This window comes from Glaciimonas sp. OK215 (assembly GCF_057787885.1).
In genome coordinates this window covers 2,062,281-2,083,754 of sequence record NZ_CM173544.1, presented here as the reverse complement: position 1 = coordinate 2,083,754, position 21,474 = coordinate 2,062,281, and the positions used below count along the sequence as shown (strand labels likewise).

Genomic DNA, 21,474 nt, shown 5'->3' with positions numbered 1-21,474 from the left:
ATTTCTGAGTGTGGACAACGCTCAACCCGGCAACGGGCCGTATCAAACTGATGCTGAATCGCTCTTGGCAATAATGCTGGTAGCCAGGTTACGTGGACGTTCGGCATAACGTTTGGCCAGCAGCGCGCAGACCATCAATTGAATTTGATGAAACAACATCAGCGGCAGCACCACCATTCCAACAGTCTGGCTGGCGAACAACACGTTAGCCATCGGCACACCGCTAGCCAGGCTCTTTTTGGAGCCGCAAAATACAATCGTGATCTCGTCTTCCTTGTTGAAACCCAAACGACGGCTGAGAAATGTCGCAATCGCCAGCATGGCGAATAGCAGCGCTAACAGGACGACCACCAAACCAACTAGGGAAACGGCTGGCAGCTGACCCCATAAGCCCTGCACCACCGCTTCGCTAAACGCGGTATAGACCACCAGCAAAATCGATCCCTGGTCGACAAATTTCAATATCGCTTTGTGGCTATCGATCCAGTCGCCGATCCAGCGCCGCGCGATTTGACCGGCGACAAACGGCAGCAGCAATTGCAATACGATATTCATAATCGACCCAAACGAGCCATGCTCCTGCCCGTGCGACACCACGACCAAACCGGCTAAAACCGGCGTCAGGAAAATTCCGATCAGATTGGAAGCCGAAGCGCTACAGACTGCGGCCGGGACATTCCCACGCGCCACTGAGGTAAACGCAATCGACGATTGCACTGTCGATGGCAAAGTGCATAAAAATAAAATGCCGAGATACAGATCCGGCGTCACCAGTGGCAAGAAGATGGGCTTGAACAGCAGCCCCAATACCGGAAACAGACCAAAGCTAAACGCCAATACCGTCAGATGCAGACGCCAATGCATCGCCCCTTCGAGCACCGCTTCACGCGACAATTTCGCACCATGAAAGAAAAACAGCAAGCCGATTGAAATCGTCGTCACCACATTAAATGCCTTGGCGGCTTCACCTTTGCAGGGCAATAGACTGGCAATCAGTACAGTGGTGACCAGCAGCAGAGTGAAGTTATCGGGCAAAAAACGGGGACGAACCATGATGGAGAGAAATTAACAGAGGTGATTAAAAGGCGCGTACCTGACAACATCGATCGACCGGCGCTCTAGCCTGAGCAACGGCAACGGGCACAATGGGCAATCCGAACCAGGCCAAGTGTAGCGGCACATTTTACTCCGCCTGAATCGACCTTGCTGATTAGACATCGGACAATCTATAAATTGCAGCACGATGCTTTATAGCCTTGCCCCGACCTCGACCTCGACCTGAAACAACGATGGCACCACGCGGGTGCCATCAAACGCAAATCAGGATGCGATCAGATTTCAGCTTCATCTCATTTACGGCGAGACCTGCAACATCTCACCACAACCAGAACATCAGCAACCAGGCGAAATTAACCAGGCCTAACGCTACAATCACCGGCACCATGCCAAGCAGGCGCCTGGCAGGCGCGGACGCATAACGACCGGTAACACCCCATGCCAGCCAGACACTCCACAAACTGGTGGCAATCAACAAAATCGCACGCAGATCGTTGGCCCAGAATACGGGGAAATGCTCACCTCGCAATAAGCTGATGGTAGTAGCGGACAGGCCGACAAACACACCGCAACCAGCCAATGGAATCGTTGACTGCACCAGATGATTAAAGCGGCTGCGATCCCAGTTGCCCAAGAACCGTGTGCCGAGTCCGAATAGCAGCGACAACGCAGTGCCCAACACCAGGCCGGTCGTCAGAATATACGCAACCACCAGGCTGCCATCGAGCCAACTGAACACATCGCTTTGCGCCGGGTAATTGGTAAATATCCACCATGGCGCATTGGTTGCAAATGGCCACATGATGTCACGCTCAATCAGCCAGGTAGCAATAACTTGCTTGATCACGACAAACCAAGGACTTGCCGACCAGTGGAACGCACCAATCGCAATCCCCATCAAGCCATACAATGCTAATGCGCTCTCCCACAGGCTGTTATGTTTCGCGCCAAGGGTAACAATTTCCAGCGTCGGCGGACGCCAGGTCAAGGCGATCGCCTCCCGATGACCGCTGCAACGTCCGCACATATGGCAATCCGAAGCGCCCGTCATCGCACGCAATGGCACCAGCGGCGCACAATTGATTGCAATGGTTTTTTTACCATGCGTGTTATACGAAGCGCGCCAAGCCTCCTCATTTACTTTGTAATGAAAAGGCGCCAATTTTGCCAACAAGCCGAATACGCCGTTGACCGGACAGAGATATTTACACCAGACACGCTTGTCGCGACCATACAGATAGCCGACGATAATCGCACCGACGGTCGAACCGCCCAATACCAGCAATACTGCTTTTGGATATTGATAGACACTGACCATCTGGCCGTAAATCGTCGTGAGCGCGAAAGCCACGAACGGCCAACCACCCCAACGCATCCAGCGCGGAATAGGTTTGGCGCGGCCGTGGCGACTGGCGAATTCGGTCAATGCGCCTTCCGGACACAATACGCCGCACCAGACACGCCCCATCAGCACCATGCTAATCAGCACGAAGGGCCACCAGATTCCCCAGAACGCAAACTGCGCAATCAGCGTCAGGTTGGACCAGATATGTGCCGTTTCGTCCGGTAGCGGCAGGAAAATCGGCACCAGAATCAGCAACGCATAAATCAGAACCACACCCCACTGGATGCCTCGAATCAAGTCCCCATGGCGGCGCATCCACTCGCCGGCGCGTGCCAGTCGGGTTGACGACGTCGACGATGCAATTGAAGTAGAGCAGGTACTCATCAGATTAGGTCGCCAGCTTGGCCTGTAATGGATTTTTTTTGGGCGTGGCGCGTTTCAGGAACAGCAACACTACTACCCAATACGTTATGTAGACCAGTGCGCTCATCAGCGCAGGTTGCGCACGATAGCCGGTTAGCGCCCCGATCAAATTGCCGAACGGACTGGTGTCGTCCAGCAAGCGCGAACTATTCCAGATCGGATCGATCAGCGTTGGAATAATATCCAGCGACATCAAGCGCTCGACACCTGTCAGCAACAGGCCCGCCGCCAGGAACAGCAAAATGATTTCAGTGACTTGGAAAAAACGGCGCCAGGAAAAAATCTTGCCACCTAGCTGCAACAGATAGAACGTCAGGAATGCCAGCGCAAAACCGATCAGGGCTGCCAACACCATCATCCCCATACTGTCATGCTGACCGAGACCCAGACCGTACAGGAAAATCACCGTCTCGCTACCTTCGCGTGCAATCGCCAGTGCCGCCAGTGCGGTCACCCCCCACCAGTTGGCAGTTTTCAGATTGGTTTTCAGCGAACTTTCCATTTCCCGCTTCAGAGTGCGTCCGTGTTTGCGCATCCAGTACACCATCTGCACGATCAGGACAGCCGCAAGCAGCACCATCGCAATCTGAAAGTAATCCTGCGCGTCACCGGACAGAAGTTCGCTAAAGCCCAACAATGCAGCGCCCAAGCCGATTGCGGCCAGTACGCCGATGCCGACGCCACCCCATAAATAAGGCAAGCCACGGCGTGCATCGGCGCCACCATTCTTCAACCATGCGTGCAATATGCCTACCACCAACAAAGCCTCGACGCTTTCACGCCAGACGATGAACAAAACCTGACCCATCGTTTATTTCTCCGTTACTGAGTTATAGCGTTACTTGGCAACAATCACGCCCTGTGCCGTGTTCAAATGAAAGTCGTCGAAAAATTTGTATTCGCCCGGCGATAATGGTGCGATCACCACAAACGACTCCGCACCTGGCGCCAGTACTTTTTCCTTACGCAACTGCACGCTTTCGAATTCGACCGCAGACTTACCAATGTTGTGTACTTCGATCTTGATCTTCTTGCCAGCAGGCACCTCAATCCGCGCGGGGTTTAAGACCCCGTCGTTCATTTCCAACCTGAAGGTCGGCAGATCCGCCGCGAACGCCGCGCCGGCAACGAATAACAAACCCGCTGCAAACAAGCCACGCATTTTTTGCAAAGACATCGACACCACTCCTGATCGAAAAAGCGCATTTTTAGCGCCGCCAAATGAGCACACGGCCTCGCATGCCCATTTGCACCAACCTGCTAGCTAATTAATAGCCACCCTTTTTACCGACGCCAGCGAAAACGAAATCGTAGCTGACCTCAAAAGGTTTGAACCAGGGAGCGACGCCAGTTTCCTTGTCAACGTGACGACCGAAGTGTGCGTGCTGATTTGCCGAAGGTGGCGAGATCATCATTTTCAACGTGTATTTACCCGGACCAGCCAGCTTGACATTGTCGCCATAATGCGGACCGTCGCTGGCAACCATAGGCATCATGTCGCCCTTGATGACTTGTTTGGAGCCTGCCTTAATAAACTGATATGAGATAACCAGATTCGGCATCCAGTCTCCCTCTGCGAAACCATTTGGATTATTTTTTACCGCATGAATGTCTGCTTCTACGTGAATGTCCGATTCCTCGGCTTTGCGCATCATGCCCTCAGGCTCCATCTTGGTAGGCTGCAGGTAGACGGCAGCCACTTCCAAACCGCTCAGGATTTGTGGTTTGCCAATCGGATACTCTGCAGCCATCGCACTGCCGGCAAAGCCAGCAACCAAAACTGTCGCCAGTGTCAATAATTTCATATCTGATTTCACACTCATTATGTAGACCTCTCAAAAAAAGTAAATGATAATGATTATTGTTTGATTGTATCCGCGACGATCTTACTCGTCCACTCTTGCCTGCAAAAAAATTTGCCGAACAACAATGCTGACAGCTGCCAACATTCGTCAGGTAACAATCCTCAATTAACAAACCTCAATTTTTATTTAGGTGAAACGGCTTGTTATTGACATCAAAAATGCGCGCCTACTGACCCTTACTATTTCTCAAAGACAGAAAATCATCTATTTCTTCATGAATTACGATTCATTCGTAATTTACCCCTTCCAAAATCAAACCAGCTCAGCTATAATTTTGTCTTTCGCGGCTGTAGCTCAGCTGGATAGAGTACTTGGCTACGAACCAAGGGGTCGTGGGTTCGATTCCTGCCAGCCGCACCAGAAAACAAAAGGGTTGCAAGAGAAATCTTGCAACCCTTTTCTGGTTTACAGCGCCATAAAAAAATGGCAAACACAGCAATGAGGCGAAACAGATAAATTTTGAATGCCGGACATTAGCGCGATGCAATCACTTAAAACAAAAAAAATAACCAACAATAAATTTTATCCATAAGTTTTTCCCCATCGCAAGAAATCCCATATATAATGTCGTTCTTTCGCGGCTGTAGCTCAGCTGGATAGAGTACTTGGCTACGAACCAAGGGGTCGTGGGTTCGATTCCTGCCAGCCGCACCAGAAAACAAAAGGGTTGCAAGAGAAATCTTGCAACCCTTTTCTGGTTTATAACTATGTATTTTGCAATTGCTAGTTGCTTCGCATTTGACCATTAAAAAAGCCGGTGAAATTTATCACCGGCTTTTTGTTATCCAGACATCCAGATCGCCCGCCTCTACCAACGTAATTAGCGCCGCGGAGGATAGAGGTCGCGACCCACCTCATTAATTTGCTGACGAAGTGCACGCCGCTCGTCTGGAGATAACCGACCGTGCGGAGCGCCTTGGCCGGCATTCTGATTACCGCGGCCATTTTGCCACCCCTGACCACCGCCACTATCGCGTTGAGGCTCATACTGTTGCGGTGAGCGCTCCGGCGGCCGCTCATCGCGCTGACGATCGGAGCGTGCGGACGCACCCGCCATTGCAGCTAGCAGCAACAAACAAAGACTAATTTTCCGGAACATCATATTCATAACGTTTTCTTCTGTGCATTCAGGATAACGGTTAAGATTTACCCGCCACGATTGAAGTGTAAGCCCCCTCACTTTTTGTCATAAGATGTATTTGGTAAAGTTTGTAACACTTTGTAATCCATGCTCTTCAGGTATATTTTTGATGCGCACTCTGACGTTACCATACGACTATGAATACTAACAACACCCCAACTCAAACAGCCAACGCTCACCAATACAAGATTCTTGTGGTGGACGACGATATCCGTCTGCGAGATTTGCTGCGCCGCTATTTGACCGAACAAGGCTTCCAGGTTGTCACTGCCGAAAATGCACAGGCAATGAACAAGCTGTGGATTCGTGAACGATATGACCTGCTGGTGCTGGATCTGATGCTGCCTGGCGAAGACGGCCTTGCGATCTGCCGCAGACTGCGTGGCGCCGGCGACCAGACCCCGATCATCATGCTGACCGCCAAAGGTGAAGATGTGGATCGGATTGTCGGCCTCGAAATGGGTGCTGACGATTATTTGCCGAAACCATTTAATCCGCGTGAACTGGTAGCCCGCATCGGCGCCGTATTGCGCCGAAAGGGCCCAGATGAATTGCCCGGCGCGCCGTCCGAGACACCGCAATCGTTCGAATTCGGCGAGTTCGTTCTCGATCTGGGAACGCGCTCACTAAAGAAAAACGGAGAATCGGTGCCGCTTACGACCGGTGAATTTTCGGTGCTGAAGGTATTTGCCCGCCACGCGCGCCAGCCATTATCACGTGAGAAATTAATGGAATTGGCACGCGGCCGCGAATATGAAGTCTTTGATCGCAGTCTCGACGTGCAGATTTCCCGACTGCGCAAACTGATAGAACCCGATCCGGCCAATCCACTGTATATCCAAACCGTGTGGGGCCTCGGCTACGTCTTTATTCCAGAAGGCCAGCCACGCTGATATGACCACACCACACCGTTTGGCGTGGCTGAAGAGCGGCCTGCTATGGCGCACGTTCTTTTTAATGGCGTTCCTGATCACTGTCAGCATGGTAGTGTGGGTCGCCAGTTTCCGCATTGTTGAGCGCGGCCCCCGCGCGCAACAATTAGCCGCACAAATCATCTCGATCGTCACAATCACACGTGCCGCCCTCACCCACTCCGCGCCAGACCTGCGGCGCGAGTTGTTATTTGATCTCGCCAGCAACGAAGGCATCCGCATTTATCCACTGGAAGAAAACGATAAGATTGAGCCGCCACCGGATAGTGCGGTGATACCCGAGGTGGAAGCCGAGGTACGCGCACGACTGGGTAATGAAACAAAATTTTCGGCCAGTGTTAACGACATCGGTGGCTTTTGGGTCAGCTTCACGATTGATGAAGACCAGTATTGGTTGATGCTGGATCGCGAGCGGGTTGAACGCAGCTCCGGAATCCAGTGGTTGCAATGGGCGACCGCCGCAATGATATTGTCGCTAATGGGAGCAATGTTTATCTCGGCACTGATTAATCAACCGCTGGCGCGCCTGACTGCCGCCACACGGGCTGTAGCCAAAGGTAAGCAACCGGACCGCTTGCCGGAAACCGGCCCGACCGAAATCGAAGAGGCCAATCGCAGTTTCAATCAGATGGTCGACGATTTGCAACGCGTCGATGCCGACCGTGCAATCATTCTGGCGGGCATCTCGCATGATTTGCGGACTCCTATCTCGCGCATGCTACTCGAAGTCGAAATGGCCCACTTATCGGATGAGGCGCGCGGCGGCATGCAATCCGACCTGGCCCAGATGGACGGGATTATCGGGCAATTCCTGGATTACGCCAAACCAACCGACATCAGCAGCTTTACCACCATCGATCTGACCAGCTTCCTGCATGATGTGGAACAAAATGCTGCACGACATACGGACCTCAAGACTCACTCCAGGATCGCGGAGAATGTTTACGTCTCTGGAAACGAAACCGAGCTACGGCGCGTCTTCAACAACCTGATCGAGAACGCCCGGCGGTATGGCAAGGGCAATGACGCCGAAGTCGCAGATATCGACTTGAGCTGCACCATCCAGCAGGACAAGGTAGTGATCCAAATTGCGGACCACGGCCCGGGCGTGCCCGAGGAGGAGATGGAGCGCTTGCTAAAGCCATTTACACGCCTCGATACGGCGCGCGGCCAAGCCAATGGATCCGGATTGGGGCTGGCAATCGTCAATCGGGTAGTCAAACGCCACAATGGCAAACTACGGTTAACCAACCGTAGTAGCGGCGGTTTGACAGTACAAATCACCTTGCCGTTAGTCCGAAGCAAATAGCCATGGCCGGATGCCCCTGACATCACGGTCGCAGCGTCCACGGATGATCTCCGGACAAGTTCATCTGAAGATCATTGCGACATCGTCTTTTACAAACGGAACAACAGCGCCACCGCCTCCGCGGCGATACCCTCTTCTCTTCCCAGATAGCCGAGTCTTTCATTGGTTTTTGCTTTCACATTAACCTGACCAATGGCGACACCGCAGTCAGCAGCGATATGCTCGACCATTAGCGGGATATGTGGCGCCATTTTGGGCGCTTGGGCGATGATGGTGCAATCAATATTGCCGACCCCAAAACCAGACAGACTGATGCGTCGTACTGCCTCACGTAGCAATTTGCGCGAATCAGCGCCAGCGAACTGCACGTCCGTGTCAGGAAAGTGGCGACCAATGTCGCCCAGGCCAGCGGCACCGAATAACGCATCGATAATGGCGTGCAACAACACATCAGCATCCGAGTGCCCCATCAAACCGGTGCTGTGCGGGATGCTGACGCCGCCAATAATGAGCGATCGATCAGCTACCAGCGCGTGGCAATCATAGCCCTGGCCAATTCGGAATTCTGGTTGATAATTCATACTTGTTCCTTCAAAAACAATTCAGCCAATTCAACGTCGTGCGGCAACGTCACCTTAAAATTGCGCGGGCTCCCCTCTACCAGCTTTGGCTGCAAACCGAGCATCTCGACTGCACTGGCGTCGTCTGTAATTTGCCGGGCCTGTGCCAACGCGCTCGCCAATGCACGATGCAACAAACCATAGCGGAACATTTGCGGAGTTTGCGCTGCCCATAATGCTGCACGCGATACGGTTTTCTGGGCGCGCCTCCCTTGCGTCTCACTCATGCCACTGTCGCCTTCATCACTGCGCTTCAGCGTATCCACCACTGGCAATGCCAGCAGACCGCCGACTTCATCGTCCTGCACCAGGCCGATCAGACGTTCAATCAATCTCACCGTCAGGCCTGGGCGGGCAGCATCATGCACCAGTACCCAATCTTCGTCAGCCAGCAGATCACGGATTGCGTTCAGTCCATTCAATACCGATGTATGACGACTTTCTCCGCCTTGATAAAGCAGCGTTACGCGATCTTGCAAATGGGGCGCTGCCGCCATCAGGTCAGCGATATAGCCGTCTTCCGCACTCACCACCACGAAGGTATGTGCAATCGCGGCGCAGGCGGCGAAGGTGTCGAGTACGTGCTGCAACATTGGCTTGCCGGCAAGCGCCAAATACTGTTTGGGAAATTCGGCTCCCATACGGGCACCAACACCGGCGGCAGGAATCAAGGCAAAGTTACGTGGCGGAATCATGCGATGCAATATTGTGGGAAGTGGAGAAGGAAATCGGCACGCTGGCGAATCGACAATTGGCCCGTGGTTTATAATGTTGCTCTGAAATTTAACTCTCAATACTAGTGCATTGTGGCTTTTTTGTCCTCCACCGGAAGCGGTATCTTCAAACCTGCTCAAGATCCGCAGCCTCGGCGATGGCTGACATGATCATTAGCGAGGTCAAGAGCAGCGCAGAAACCGGAACATGCCAGCAGCAGTCCATGCGCTTCGATCATGGCCGCGTAGTTAGATCTTTGAATAGGTTCTCACATCAAACCCCATAGCCCGATGCCCTTTGATCTAGAAAAATCTCTCCCTAAGCCGGGCGCACGTTTTACGCTACCAACCTTACACGGCTCGGCCGATGCCTATGCACTGGCACACGCCGCCCTGACGCTGAAATCCCGGCAGCAGATGTTGACGATCGTGGTTGCCAACGCCACCGACGCGCAACGCCTGCTGTCCGAAATTCCGTGGTTTGCCGGGCAACAGCAAATTGAGACTGACGCCAAGAGCGAGACCAGGACCGAAAAACGCGACAACCCGCTCAATCAGGGTAATTTGCGCTGTCACCTGCTGCCCGATTGGGAAACGTTGCCGTACGATGCCTTCTCGCCCCATCAGGATCTGGTATCGGAGCGACTCGCCACGTTGTATGAAATCCAGAAGGGCCATTGCGATGTATTGATCGTACCGGCGACCACTGCACTGGTGCGGATGGCGCCACCGTCGTTTCTGGCTGCCTACACCTTCTTTTTCAAACAGGGCGAGACGCTGGATGAAGCCCGCCTGAAATCGCAGTTAACGCTGGCTGGCTATAGCCATGTCACGCAAGTCATATCGCCCGGCGAGTACTCGGTACGCGGAGGCCTGATCGATATTTTCCCGATGGGTTCGGTGCTGCCGTATCGCATTGATCTGTTTGGCGACACCATCGAGACTATTCGCACCTTTGATGCCGATACCCAGCGCTCTTTGTATCCGGTCAAGCAAATACGCTTGTTGCCGGGACGCGAATTTCCAATGGATGAAGTGGCCCGCACTGCCTTCCGGAGCCGCTGGCGCGAGGTGTTCGAAGGCGATCCGTCACGTTCCGCTATTTATAAGGACATCGGCAACGGCATCGCCTCGGCCGGTATCGAATATTATCTGCCGCTGTTTTTTGACGGCACCGCAACGCTGTTCGAATATCTGCCGGCCACGACTACTTTCGCGCTAGTGGGCGACATCGATGGCGCGATTCAGCGCTTCTGGGGCGACACGCAGTCGCGCTACAAGTTCTTGAAGTCCGATAGAGAACGACCGTTGCTGGCGCCGGAAACGATCTTTCTAAGCGACGAAGACTTCTTTAAATTGGTCAAGCCACATGCGCGCTGGATTATTCAAAACGGCGACAGTGCCTCTGAACTCTCGGCCCCTATACCGAATATCGCAGTGAATCGACGGGTCGACGATCCACTCGCCAATCTGCGCGCGTACGTACTGCAAACCGATCGTCGGGTCCTGATCTGCGCCGAATCCAACGGCCGCCGCGAGACCCTGCAACAGTATTTCAGCGAATACAACCTGCTGCTGACACTGTCTGAAAACTACGCCGACTTCGTTACTTCGTCATCGAAGCTGATGCTGGGCGTGGCACCGTTGCATGCCGGTTTCGAACTAAAAGACTGCGCTTTCATTACGGAAACCGAACTGTATGCGGGCTCCGGGCGCCGTATCGGCAAGAAGAAACAAGAAGGCGCGACTCAGGTCGAGTCGATGGTACGCGATCTGTCCGAGCTCAAGATCGGCGATCCGGTGGTCCATGTCAATCACGGCATCGGCCGCTATATGGGCCTGGTCAGCATGGACCTGGGCGAAGGCGAAACCGAGTTCCTGCATCTGGAATACGCCAAAGACACCAAACTATATGTGCCGGTTTCCCAACTGCACGTTATTTCACGCTACTCCGGCGCATCGCCGGAAGACGCGCCATTGCACGCACTCGGCTCCGGCCAGTGGGAAAAGGCGAAACGCAAAGCGGCACAACAGGTTCGCGATACTGCCGCCGAATTACTGAATTTGTATGCGCGCCGGGCACTGCGTCAGGGTCACACCTTTGCGTATTCGCCGCATGACTACGCTACCTTTGCAGAAAGTTTCGGCTTTGAAGAGACCGCCGATCAGGCTGCCGCTATTACTGCGGTGATCAACGACATGACCAGCGGCAAACCGATGGATCGATTGATTTGCGGTGACGTGGGTTTCGGCAAAACGGAAGTCGCGCTGCGCGCCGCTTTTGTCGCCGTGCTGGGCGGCAAGCAGGTAGCGATCCTGGCGCCGACGACGTTGTTAGCGGAACAGCATGCACAAACCTTTGCCGACCGCTTTGCCGATTGGCCGGTAAAAATTGCCGAACTGTCGCGCTTCCGCTCCGGCAAAGAAATCACGCTTGCGATGAAAGGCATGGCCGATGGCACCATGGATATCGTCATCGGCACGCACAAGCTGCTGTCCGGTGACGTCAAGTTTGCACGCCTGGGCCTGGTCATCATCGACGAAGAACATCGCTTCGGCGTGCGTCAAAAAGAAGCGCTGAAGTCGTTGCGTGCCGAGGTCGACGTGCTGACGCTGACAGCGACGCCGATTCCGCGCACGCTCGGGATGGCGCTCGAAGGGCTGCGCGACTTTTCCATCATCGCCACCGCGCCGCAAAAGCGCCTGGCGATCAAAACCTTTGTTCGCGGTGAAGACGAATCGACCATCCGCGAAGCCTGCTTGCGTGAGCTGAAACGCGGCGGTCAGGTTTACTTCCTGCACAACGAAGTCGAAACCATCCAGAACCGTAAAGCGATGCTGGAAGTATTATTGCCGGAAGCACGTATCGGTGTTGCCCATGGCCAGATGCACGAGCGCGACCTGGAAAAAGTGATGCGCGATTTTGTCGCGCAACGCTTTAACATTTTGCTGTGCACCACAATTATCGAAACCGGTATCGACGTCCCCACCGCCAACACCATCATCATGCATCGCGCCGACAAATTCGGACTGGCGCAGCTGCATCAGTTACGCGGCCGGGTCGGCCGCTCGCACCATCAGGCCTATGCCTATCTGCTGGTGCATGACGTACAGGGGCTGACCAAGCTGGCGCAACGCCGCCTCGATGCGATCCAGCAAATGGAAGAACTCGGTAGCGGCTTCTATCTGGCGATGCACGATCTGGAAATCCGCGGCGCCGGTGAAGTGCTGGGCGACAGTCAATCCGGCGAAATGCACGAGATCGGCTTTCAGCTGTATTCCGACATGCTCAACGAGGCGGTGCGTTCACTCAAAAATGGCAAGGAGCCCGACCTCGCGGCACCGCTCTCGACCATGACAGAAATCAATCTGCACGTGCCGGCATTGCTGCCGAATGATTATTGCGGCGACGTCCACGAGCGGCTGTCGCTCTACAAGCGGCTGGCGAACTGTAATGCGCAGGACAAGATTGACGATCTGCAGGAAGAACTGATCGATCGTTTTGGCAAATTGCCGGATCCGGCCAAAGCGCTGATCGAAACCCATCGACTGCGGGTCGCGGCGAAACCCATAGGTATCGTTAAAATCGATGCGCATTCCGAATCGGCGTTGCTGCAATTCGCGCCGAATCCACCAATCGATGCGATGCGCATCATCGAGTTGATTCAAAAAAATCGGCATATCAAGCTGAATGGACAGGACAAGTTGCGCATTACCGTCGACATGCCCGACCTGGCCGCCCGCGTGAACCAGGTCAAGGCGACGATCCGGGCCCTGATCGGCTAAATCGGCGAATGCAGTTGCCAGCGTCCGCCAACCAGCGCTGGCGCAGCAATTGCCCAATACAACTATTTAATCAAGAAAACGAAAGAAATACGATATGAATCTGATCCTGCAGAGCCTTAGCCAAGACCGTGCAGCTGCCAGCGCAATCGCCACCTTGGCGGCAGCGCGCCAGGTTACCGACATCTCGCCTACTGCCTGGCGTTGTGAGGACGTGACTTATTCGGATGCATTAAAAACCGAGATTGATGCTGCCTGTCAGGCGGCCAGGCTTGATTATGCGTTTGCTCCACCGGCCCGTAAATTGTCTGATTTCAAACTGCTTGCGATGGACATGGACTCGACCCTGATTACCATCGAATGCATTGATGAAATCGCCGATATGCAAGGCCTGAAACCACAAGTTTCGGCGATCACTGAGGCTGCCATGCGGGGCGAACTGGAGTTCAATGAAAGCCTGATTCGTCGCGTCGCCTTGCTAAAAGGTTTGGATGCATCGGCGCTGCAGCGCGTTTATGATGAACGGCTACAACTTTCGCCCGGTGCGGAAAAAATGCTGGCGGCGGTCCAGGCGGCCGGGATCAAGACGCTCCTGGTTTCCGGCGGCTTCACCTTCTTTACCGATCGCATCAGGACACGCCTGGGACTCGACTACACGCACGCCAATGTGCTCGAAATCGTCGACGGCAAACTGACTGGCAAAGTGGTCGGCGACATCGTCAATGCCGACGAAAAGCAGCGCACGGTAACACGCGTTTGTGCCGAATTGGGAATTCCTCCGGAGCAGTCCATCGTCATGGGCGATGGTGCCAATGACCTGAAAATGATGCGCATCGCCGGCCTCTCAGTGGCCTTCCGTGCCAAACCGGTGGTACGTGCTCAGGCCAGCATGGCCTTGAATTTTGTCGGGTTGGACGGCATCTTGCCTGTACTGGCCTGATTGCGATCAAAGTCAGCGTCGCTAACCGCTCGTCCACTTTTTACTCAAAGGATCGCTACGATGACGCAGGAATTAGTATTCGATAACAAGTTGTACTCCCTGAAAAATCTGGCCTGGTGGCTGTATTTGTTTCACGGCGCCAGCCTGGTATTTTCGCTGGGTTTGTTTTCTTTTATTCCGTTGATCATCAGCTACATGAAGCGAGAAGATGCCGCCAACACTTTTGTGTATAGCCATCACACCTGGCAAATCCGGTCATTCTGGTGGTATCTGGTATGGATGGCGGTCGGCGGCGTCTTGTTTGTGACCTGGGTCGGGATTCCGCTGGCGTTGCTGGTATGGGGTATTGCCTGGATCTGGAAAGCCTATCGATTGATCAAGGGCTTAATCGACTTGAATGACAATAAGCCGATGCCGATTTAGGCTCGCCAGTTGCCCGCCCCTTCTCACCTGCTACATCACGGGTGCCAAGGGGATGGTGATGCGTAATACATTTCAATTATCAACACTTTCGGTACAGAGAGCTTCCTCCCATACGGGAACGTGCTTACAACTTGGCCAACGCCTGCTCAATATCTGCGATCAGATCCTGCGGATCTTCCAGGCCAATATTGAAACGCACCAGAATGCCTTGATCCTGCCAGTCTTTGCGCATGTGCTGAATACGGTACGGCACTACCAGACTATTCGATCCACCCCAGCTAAAACCAATCTTGAACAGAAGCAAGCTATCGACGAAGCGATCGGTCTGCTCTTCGCTATAACGTTTATCAAACAGCACCGAGAACAGGCCGGCAGCGCCGGTAAAATCGCGCTTCCATATTTCATGGCCGGGACAATCCGGGAAAGCAGGATGCAACATCCGGGTAATTTCCGGCCGGCTTTTAAACCAGCTGGCGACGCTGCGGGCGGCAGCGTCATGTGCGTCAAAGCGCAATTTCATGGTCGGCAAGCTACGCAGCACAAGGTAAGCGTCGTCCATGCCGACACCCAGCCCGAGATTGTTAAAAGCCGTTTCCACCATCCTGGCCAGCGCAGGATCGCGTGTGATGACCGCTCCCATCAACACATCCGATCCACCAGATTGATATTTGGTGAGCGCCTGCATGACGATATCGACACCGTGGTCGAACGCACGGAATGCCAAACCGGCCGACCAGGTATTGTCAATCGCGACCAATACGCCGCGGGCATGTGCAGCGACACAAATTGCCGGGATGTCCGGCACTTCCATCGACACCGAACCAGGCGCTTCAGTCCAGATCAGCTTAGTATTGGCTTGAATCAAATCGGCAATCCCGGCACCGATCAACGGATCGTAATAGCGCGCGGTAATCCCGAAATTAGCCACCAGCCAGTTACTAAGCGCACGATTCGAGCCATACACGTTGTCCGGTAACAGCACATCGTCACCGCTTTTCAGAAACGCGAAGTCGACCATCGTAATCGCCGCCAAACCGCTGGGCGCCAAGCGGCAATACTCACCGCCCTCGATTTCGGCCAGACGTGCTTCCAGCGTGAAACTGGTCGGCGTGCCATGCAAACCGTAGTTGTACGCGTTCTTGTCGAGCCAGTCCCGCGAACGCATGGCCGCCACATTCTCGAACAAGACAGTCGATGCATGATGTATCGGCACCGGAAACGCGCCAAAGCCCTGCGGGGCGCAGTAATCGCTATGGATCAAGGAAGTTTGCGGCGATTTTTTTTTCATGTGGCTTTACCTGGCTGATGACATATCTTGCCGCTGTCGACGCGGCTTTTACCCTGTTATTTTGCGGTGGGTTTGTTGCCCGCAATGCCGGCCTGGACTTTCAATACAAACGGCTTGGTAACCGCATCATCGGTAGTCGACCAGGTACCGCTGAAAGTGTCGCCATTAAACTTGCCCGACCACTCGCCGGACACATCCTTGCCGTTGACTGACTCTTCCATCAACACGTCGCCACCTTCGTACTCGCCGGCCAGCAACACCTTGGCAGACTGCCCGATGGCGAAATATGTTCCTTGCAGGCCTTCGGTCGGATCAGGCTTCAGTTGCAGATGCATTTCAATCTTCGCGTCACCAAGTGTGCCGCGGAACGTTAGCGGCCTGGCAAACAGATCGGCAGATACCGGCGTCTTAGCTACGCCTGGTGCGACTGGCATCGTTGTTGCTGCGGCCTCCCGGGCGACAGACCCGGCAGTGGGCGCGGCATATCCGGAATTTAAAGCAGTCAGCAGGACTGCCATCAAAACAGAACGGTACTTCAACGTCATGCAGCCCCCCACAAATCATGTGAATCGGCTGCAGTCATCGTAACGTCGACAAACTCTCCGACTACCAGTTTCTTATGTGGTTCGAACGGTGGTTTGACATACACCACGCCGTCGATTTCCGGCGCATCAGCACTGGAACGGCCGACCCCGCCACTGCGATCGATCGCATCGATCAGCACACGCATGGTTTTACCGACTTTAGCTTGCAAGCGCTTCTTGGAAATTTCTTCTTGCAACAGCATGACCCGGCCGCGGCGCTCTTCACGCAGTTCTTCCGGCACCGGATTGGCGATGCCATTAGCAGTTGCGCCTTCTACCGGCGAATAGGCAAAGCAACCCAGACGGTCGATTTCAACCTCTTTCAGGAAGTCCAGCAGATACTCGAACTCTGCTTCGGTCTCTCCCGGAAAGCCGGCAATGAAGGTCGAACGAATAGTGATATCCGGACACATTGCACGCCAGGCCTGGATCCGCTCAATATTTTTCTCACCGTTGGCCGGACGCTTCATCCGCTTCAACACATCCGGATGAGCGTGTTGCAACGGCACGTCGAGATACGGCAGGATTTTTCCTTCCGCCATCAACGGGATGATCTGGTCGACATGCGGATATGGATAAACGTAGTGCAGACGAACCCAGGCGCCATACTGGGCTGCCAGGTCACCCAAGGCCGTTACCAGTTGCGTCATGTGCGTCTTGACCGGCTTGCCGTTCCAGAAGCCCATGCGGAATTTAACATCAACGCCATAGGCACTGGTATCTTGCGAAATAACCAACAATTCCTTGACGCCGGCTTTGAACAGATTCTCTGCTTCCAGCATGATGTCGGCGATCGGCCGCGACACCAGGTCGCCACGCATTGATGGAATGATGCAAAAACTGCAACGATGATTACAGCCTTCGGAGATTTTCAAGTAAGCAAAATGCTTGGGCGTCAGTTTGACCCCTTGCGCTGGCACCAGATCGAAGAATGGTGCGTGCGGCTTCGGCAAATGTTTATGCACCGCAAACATGACTTCACTAAGCGCATGCGGACCGGTAACTTCGAGTACTTTCGGATGAATTTTTTGAATAATGTCATCGCCGGCAGCATCCTTCTTCGCGCCCAGGCAACCGGTGACAATCACCTTGCCGTTCTCGGCCAGCGCTTCGCCGATGGCATCCAGCGACTCCTGTACGGCTGCATCGATGAAGCCGCAAGTATTCACGATCACCAGATCGGCACCATCATAGGATTTGGCAGTTTCGTAACCTTCGGCACGTAATTGCGTCAGGATTTGCTCGGAATCGACCAGCGCCTTCGGGCAACCAAGGGAGACGAAACCAACTTTAGGGGCAACCGCTGGGGCTGCAGGAGTAACATTTGACATGGGCAAAAAAAAGGGGGACAAAGCGAAGCCGCTATTGTACCCCTTCCACTGTCATGGTCGCCTTGGCGATCACGGCAAATTCATGATATCGCTGCAGCGCCATGCCATTGCGAGGATAAAGTTGAAACAATTTCAGGAAACCATCTCAAAAAGCAACTATTCAGCCCGGCATATTATTTTTTGTCTTTTTCAGGCACTGTCGGCACGAATGGGAATGTCCCGAACATGTTTTTGCTTTGATTCTGCATTTGTTCCTGCATCTGCACAAACAGCGCTTTGCTTTGTTCGATGTAATTGCTCATCATGCCCTGCATCATCGGCCCCTGAACATTCATGAACTGTGCCCACATCTCAGGACTAAAGGGCTTGCCCTCGTAGAAACCTTTTGAGTTCTCGGTGAGTTTGTTCTGAATATCGATGAACGCCTGAATATTCTTTTCCAGATACGATCCCATCATGCCCTGCATGGCATGGCCGTAGTAGCGAATGATCTGAGACAACGCCGCGCTGGAAAACATCGGCGTGCCATTGGACTCCTCTTCCAGGATAATTTGCAGCAAAATACTACGCGTCAAATCTTCATCGCTCTTGGCATCGATCACCGCAAAATCTTCGTTATCGAGCACTAGTTGCTTCACGTCAGTTAATGTGATGTACGAACTGGTCTGGGTGTCGTATAGGCGACGATTCGGATATTTTTTGATCAAGCGCACAGAAATTTTTTTTGTAGTAGTCATAGGAATTTCCAGTTTATTGCGCAATAACGCATTTCAAATCAAACATGTAAAGTCAACCCGCCATGACACAATGCAGCGCACCGTGATACGGTCGACATACTTCATTATATTGCGCAAATTGCGCCAAATTGAGGGGATTAACAGAATTATTGCAAGGAGACCAATAGCCGGTAGAGGCCGCATCGCTCACCGCTATGGTGACGCTAGTAACGCGAGCCACCCAGGCACTCGCGTCACTAGTGTTTTACTGATAACGTACGGAACAAACAGCTTGCCGGCCTTTCGGCCAGCCAGCAGCTTAGCCCATATGCAGACCGCCATTCAGTGAGAAGTCGGAACCGGTAGCGTAACCACCTTCATCCGACGCAATCCAGGCAATAATCGAAGCGATTTCTTCCGGCTCACCAAGGCGCTTGACCGGAATCCCGGCAACGATTTTCTCCAGAACTTCGGGGCGGATCGAGCGCACCATATCCGTACCGACATAACCTGGCGATACTGTGTTAACGGTAACGCCCTTGGTCGCGACTTCCTGTGCCAGTGCCATGGTAAAGCCGTGAATACCGGCTTTGGCGGTTGAGTAGTTGGTTTGGCCGAACTGCCCCTTCTGCCCATTCACCGATGAAATATTGATGATCCGGCCGAAGCCGCGATCCGCCATACCGTCGATGACTTGTTTGGTGACATTGAACAGCGAATTCAGATTGGTATCAATGACCGCGTCCCAGTCAGACTTGGACATTTTACGGAACTGTCCGTCGCGCGTAATACCGGCGTTATTCACCAGGATGTCGATTTCACCGATCTCGGCTTTGACCTTGTCAAATGCAGCTTTGGTCGAATCCCAGTCAGAAACGTTGCCTTCGGATGCATGGATATCAAAACCTTTGCCACGCATTTCCGCCAGCCATCTATCCTTGCGCGCCGAATTCGGACCACAGCCTGCCACCACGGTGTAACCATCTTTGCAAAGACGAGTACAAATTGGGGTCCCAATGCCACCCATTCCACCTGTTACGTAAGCAATTCGCTTGGACATTTTTGACTCCTCTTTCATTCAATTAACAAAAACCGATGCAATCCATACATCGCTAAAACTCCCTTGGCGGGGATTACTATGCTGTTGAATACTTACTGCCCGGCTGACGCCGGCGACAAGGGCACTTCTTATCTGACTATTGATCTATTCTGCTCTTACTTTGACATAACGTCCTGGTGCCGGCTCAATTAATTTGTATGTGGTATTTCCCGGTTTACGCGGTGCCGCCACTTGTTTGCCGCCATGTTCAGCCAAAAATCCGGACCACTCGGTCCACCAGCTGCCTGGATGCTCAGCGGCCCCTTCCATCCATTCTTCAGCAGCCACGCCAACCTTTGCATTGGTCCAGTAGCTGCGTTTCTTTTTCGCGGGTGGATTAATCACCCCGGCGATATGGCCCGATGCGCCAAGGACAAAACGATTGCGGCCAGCGTGTTTTGGATTGAGTAGTGCGGTCGATGCATATGCTGATGTCCATGGGACAATATGGTCTTCACGCGATGCGTAAATAAAGGTCGGCGCAGCAATTTTGCCGAGGTCGAGTTTCTCGCCCGCCACGGTGAGTTTGCCCGGTTCCTTCAGCGAATTATCCAAATACATATTGCGCAGGTAATAACAAAACATCGGGCCTGGCAAATTCGTGCTATCGGCGTTCCAGTACAGCAGGTCAAAGGCGGTCGGCTCTTCGCCTTTCAGATAATTCGATTCGACATAGTTCCAAACCAGGTCATTCGGACGCAGGCTCGAAAATGCGGAAGCAAAATCGCGTCCGGGCATTAAACCGCCGCCGCCAATTGCCTGCTCGCGCATTTTGATCTGTGCATCGTCAATGTAGACGTCAAGAATCCCGGTATCGGAAAAATCAAGTAATGCCGTCAACAAGGTCAGGCTCGCCACCGGCTTTTCGCCACGTGCATACATGACCGCCAGCGCTGCCGACAAGATCGTGCCGCCCACACAGAATCCGAGCGCGTTGACCTTGTCCTGACCGGAGATTTCCTGCACCACATGCAAGGCCTGCACGCCACCGTCTTCCACATATTGATCCCATGTCGTCTGCGCGATCGACTCATCGGCATTGCGCCAGGAAATCAAGAAGACGGTATGGCCCTGTTCGACCGCATAACGCACCAGCGAATTCTGCGGCTGCAAATCCATGATGTAGAACTTGTTGATACATGGCGGCATGATCAGCAGAGGTCGCTGATGCACGGTCTTGGTCAACGGCGTGTACTGAATTAGCTGAAATAAAGCATTCTCGAACACCACCGCGCCTTCTGTGGTGGCGACATCTTTGCCGATTTCAAACGCGGCCTCATCGGTCTGCGATATTTTGCCTTTTTGCATATCCGCGATCAGCTGTGCTATCCCGCGCGTCAAGCTCTCGCCTTTGGTGTCGACCAACATTTGCTGCGCAACCGGATTAGTTGCCAGAAAATTACTGGGCGACATCGCATCGACCATCTGCTGAACCGCAAAGGCAATTTTGCGCTTGGTTTTTGCCGGAACATCGACCGCATCAACCAGCGCAGTTAAATAACGTCCATTCAACAGGTAGGCGGCGGCGTTAAATGCGTGCAGTGGATTAGTGAGCCAGGCAGCGCCATTAAAACGCTTGTCAGCGATGGCCGGCGTGCGCGCCGCGAGCACGTCCTGCCATAGCGCGGTGAGCTGCTCTGTATATTCTTTCTGTAATTTTTCGAGGACTGCCGGCTCCAGCTTGACACCTAACTCATTCAAGGCGGCGTTCGCGCTTGAAGCCGCCTGGACTGATTGACCGGCCGCAGGATTGAACCACGACAGCCACTTGTTCGGATCAGCAATTTGCGGCATGGTCTGCGACAAATTTTTAGAAAATTGCTCCAGCATTTGCTGTGAGGCTTGCGATAATAATGCGGGATCGAAGGCAGGGAAATTTGGAATATTCATGCTGGTAACGGTGATT

18 protein-coding genes and 2 tRNA genes are annotated in these 21,474 nt (G+C 53.5%); 7 read left to right on the top strand and 13 right to left on the bottom strand.

Features of this window, described 5'->3' with window-relative positions:
* Positions 1-42: 42 nt before the first annotated feature.
* From AC3CHX_RS09405 to AC3CHX_RS09385, 5 genes are all read right to left on the bottom strand, one after another.
* A complete protein-coding gene (locus tag AC3CHX_RS09405; protein WP_488643767.1) occupies positions 43-1,053 on the bottom strand; it encodes a bile acid:sodium symporter family protein in 1,011 nt (336 codons plus the stop codon).
* 322 nt (positions 1,054-1,375) lie between these two features.
* The gene (locus AC3CHX_RS09400) at positions 1,376-2,716 is read right to left on the bottom strand and encodes a 4Fe-4S binding protein (RefSeq protein WP_488644777.1); all 1,341 of its coding nucleotides are present in this window, start codon (positions 2,714-2,716) and stop codon (positions 1,376-1,378) included.
* A gap of 73 nt (positions 2,717-2,789) precedes the next feature.
* Positions 2,790-3,632, bottom strand: a complete 843-nt coding sequence (locus tag AC3CHX_RS09395) for an FTR1 family iron permease (protein WP_488643766.1) — start codon at positions 3,630-3,632, stop codon at positions 2,790-2,792.
* 30 nt (positions 3,633-3,662) lie between these two features.
* Entirely contained in the window at positions 3,663-4,001 is a 339-nt protein-coding gene (locus tag AC3CHX_RS09390) for a cupredoxin domain-containing protein (RefSeq protein ID WP_488643765.1), read from the bottom strand.
* A 91-nt stretch (positions 4,002-4,092) separates the two neighbouring features.
* Positions 4,093-4,629: an iron transporter gene (locus tag AC3CHX_RS09385; RefSeq protein WP_488643764.1), complete on the bottom strand. Its 537-nt coding sequence runs from the start codon at positions 4,627-4,629 to the stop codon at positions 4,093-4,095.
* A gap of 343 nt (positions 4,630-4,972) precedes the next feature.
* Here AC3CHX_RS09385 and AC3CHX_RS09380 point away from each other — a divergent pair.
* The 4 genes from AC3CHX_RS09380 (at position 4,973) to AC3CHX_RS09365 (ending at position 8,071) form a co-directional block, all read left to right on the top strand.
* A tRNA-Arg gene (locus AC3CHX_RS09380) sits at positions 4,973-5,049 on the top strand.
* 217 nt (positions 5,050-5,266) lie between these two features.
* A tRNA-Arg gene (locus AC3CHX_RS09375) sits at positions 5,267-5,343 on the top strand.
* Between the two features lie 624 nt (positions 5,344-5,967).
* A complete protein-coding gene (gene ompR / locus AC3CHX_RS09370) occupies positions 5,968-6,723 on the top strand; it encodes an osmolarity response regulator transcription factor OmpR (RefSeq protein WP_488643763.1) in 756 nt (251 codons plus the stop codon).
* A gap of 1 nt (position 6,724) precedes the next feature.
* Positions 6,725-8,071, top strand: coding sequence for an ATP-binding protein (locus AC3CHX_RS09365; protein ID WP_488643762.1), 1,347 nt, complete (start codon positions 6,725-6,727; stop codon positions 8,069-8,071).
* Between the two features lie 89 nt (positions 8,072-8,160).
* Here AC3CHX_RS09365 and ispF read toward each other — a convergent pair whose 3' ends face one another.
* On the bottom strand, positions 8,161-8,652 hold the full coding sequence (ispF, locus tag AC3CHX_RS09360) for a 2-C-methyl-D-erythritol 2,4-cyclodiphosphate synthase (protein ID WP_488643761.1): 492 nt from the start codon (positions 8,650-8,652) through the stop codon (positions 8,161-8,163).
* Positions 8,649-9,386, bottom strand: coding sequence for a 2-C-methyl-D-erythritol 4-phosphate cytidylyltransferase (gene ispD, locus AC3CHX_RS09355; protein WP_488643760.1), 738 nt, complete (start codon positions 9,384-9,386; stop codon positions 8,649-8,651). Before ispD ends, ispF begins: the two co-directional genes overlap by 4 nt.
* A gap of 309 nt (positions 9,387-9,695) precedes the next feature.
* On the opposite strand from ispD, the gene mfd reads away from it, so the two are divergent.
* From mfd to AC3CHX_RS09340, 3 genes are all read left to right on the top strand, one after another.
* On the top strand, positions 9,696-13,190 hold the full coding sequence (mfd, locus tag AC3CHX_RS09350; protein ID WP_488643759.1) for a transcription-repair coupling factor: 3,495 nt from the start codon (positions 9,696-9,698) through the stop codon (positions 13,188-13,190).
* 94 nt (positions 13,191-13,284) lie between these two features.
* Positions 13,285-14,127, top strand: coding sequence for a phosphoserine phosphatase SerB (gene serB / locus AC3CHX_RS09345; protein ID WP_488643758.1), 843 nt, complete (start codon positions 13,285-13,287; stop codon positions 14,125-14,127).
* 60 nt (positions 14,128-14,187) lie between these two features.
* Positions 14,188-14,550 carry a DUF4870 family protein gene (locus AC3CHX_RS09340; protein ID WP_488643757.1) on the top strand — a complete coding sequence of 121 codons (363 nt, stop codon included), beginning with the start codon at positions 14,188-14,190 and terminating at the stop codon, positions 14,548-14,550.
* Between the two features lie 124 nt (positions 14,551-14,674).
* Here the strand turns inward: AC3CHX_RS09340 and AC3CHX_RS09335 are convergent, their stop codons facing one another.
* From AC3CHX_RS09335 to phaC, 6 genes are all read right to left on the bottom strand, one after another.
* Positions 14,675-15,838, bottom strand: a complete 1,164-nt coding sequence (locus AC3CHX_RS09335) for a cystathionine beta-lyase (RefSeq protein WP_488643756.1) — start codon at positions 15,836-15,838, stop codon at positions 14,675-14,677.
* A 56-nt stretch (positions 15,839-15,894) separates the two neighbouring features.
* Positions 15,895-16,272, bottom strand: coding sequence for a hypothetical protein (locus AC3CHX_RS09330; protein WP_488643755.1), 378 nt, complete (start codon positions 16,270-16,272; stop codon positions 15,895-15,897).
* A 107-nt stretch (positions 16,273-16,379) separates the two neighbouring features.
* Entirely contained in the window at positions 16,380-17,753 is a 1,374-nt protein-coding gene (gene rimO, locus AC3CHX_RS09325) for a 30S ribosomal protein S12 methylthiotransferase RimO (protein ID WP_488643754.1), read from the bottom strand.
* 173 nt (positions 17,754-17,926) lie between these two features.
* A complete protein-coding gene (gene phaR, locus AC3CHX_RS09320; protein ID WP_488644776.1) occupies positions 17,927-18,490 on the bottom strand; it encodes a polyhydroxyalkanoate synthesis repressor PhaR in 564 nt (187 codons plus the stop codon).
* Between the two features lie 298 nt (positions 18,491-18,788).
* Positions 18,789-19,529: a 3-ketoacyl-ACP reductase gene (locus AC3CHX_RS09315; protein ID WP_488643753.1), complete on the bottom strand. Its 741-nt coding sequence runs from the start codon at positions 19,527-19,529 to the stop codon at positions 18,789-18,791.
* Positions 19,530-19,673: 144 nt separating this feature from the next.
* Positions 19,674-21,458, bottom strand: coding sequence for a class I poly(R)-hydroxyalkanoic acid synthase (gene phaC / locus AC3CHX_RS09310; RefSeq protein WP_488643752.1), 1,785 nt, complete (start codon positions 21,456-21,458; stop codon positions 19,674-19,676).
* Between the last annotated feature and the right edge of the window lie 16 nt (positions 21,459-21,474).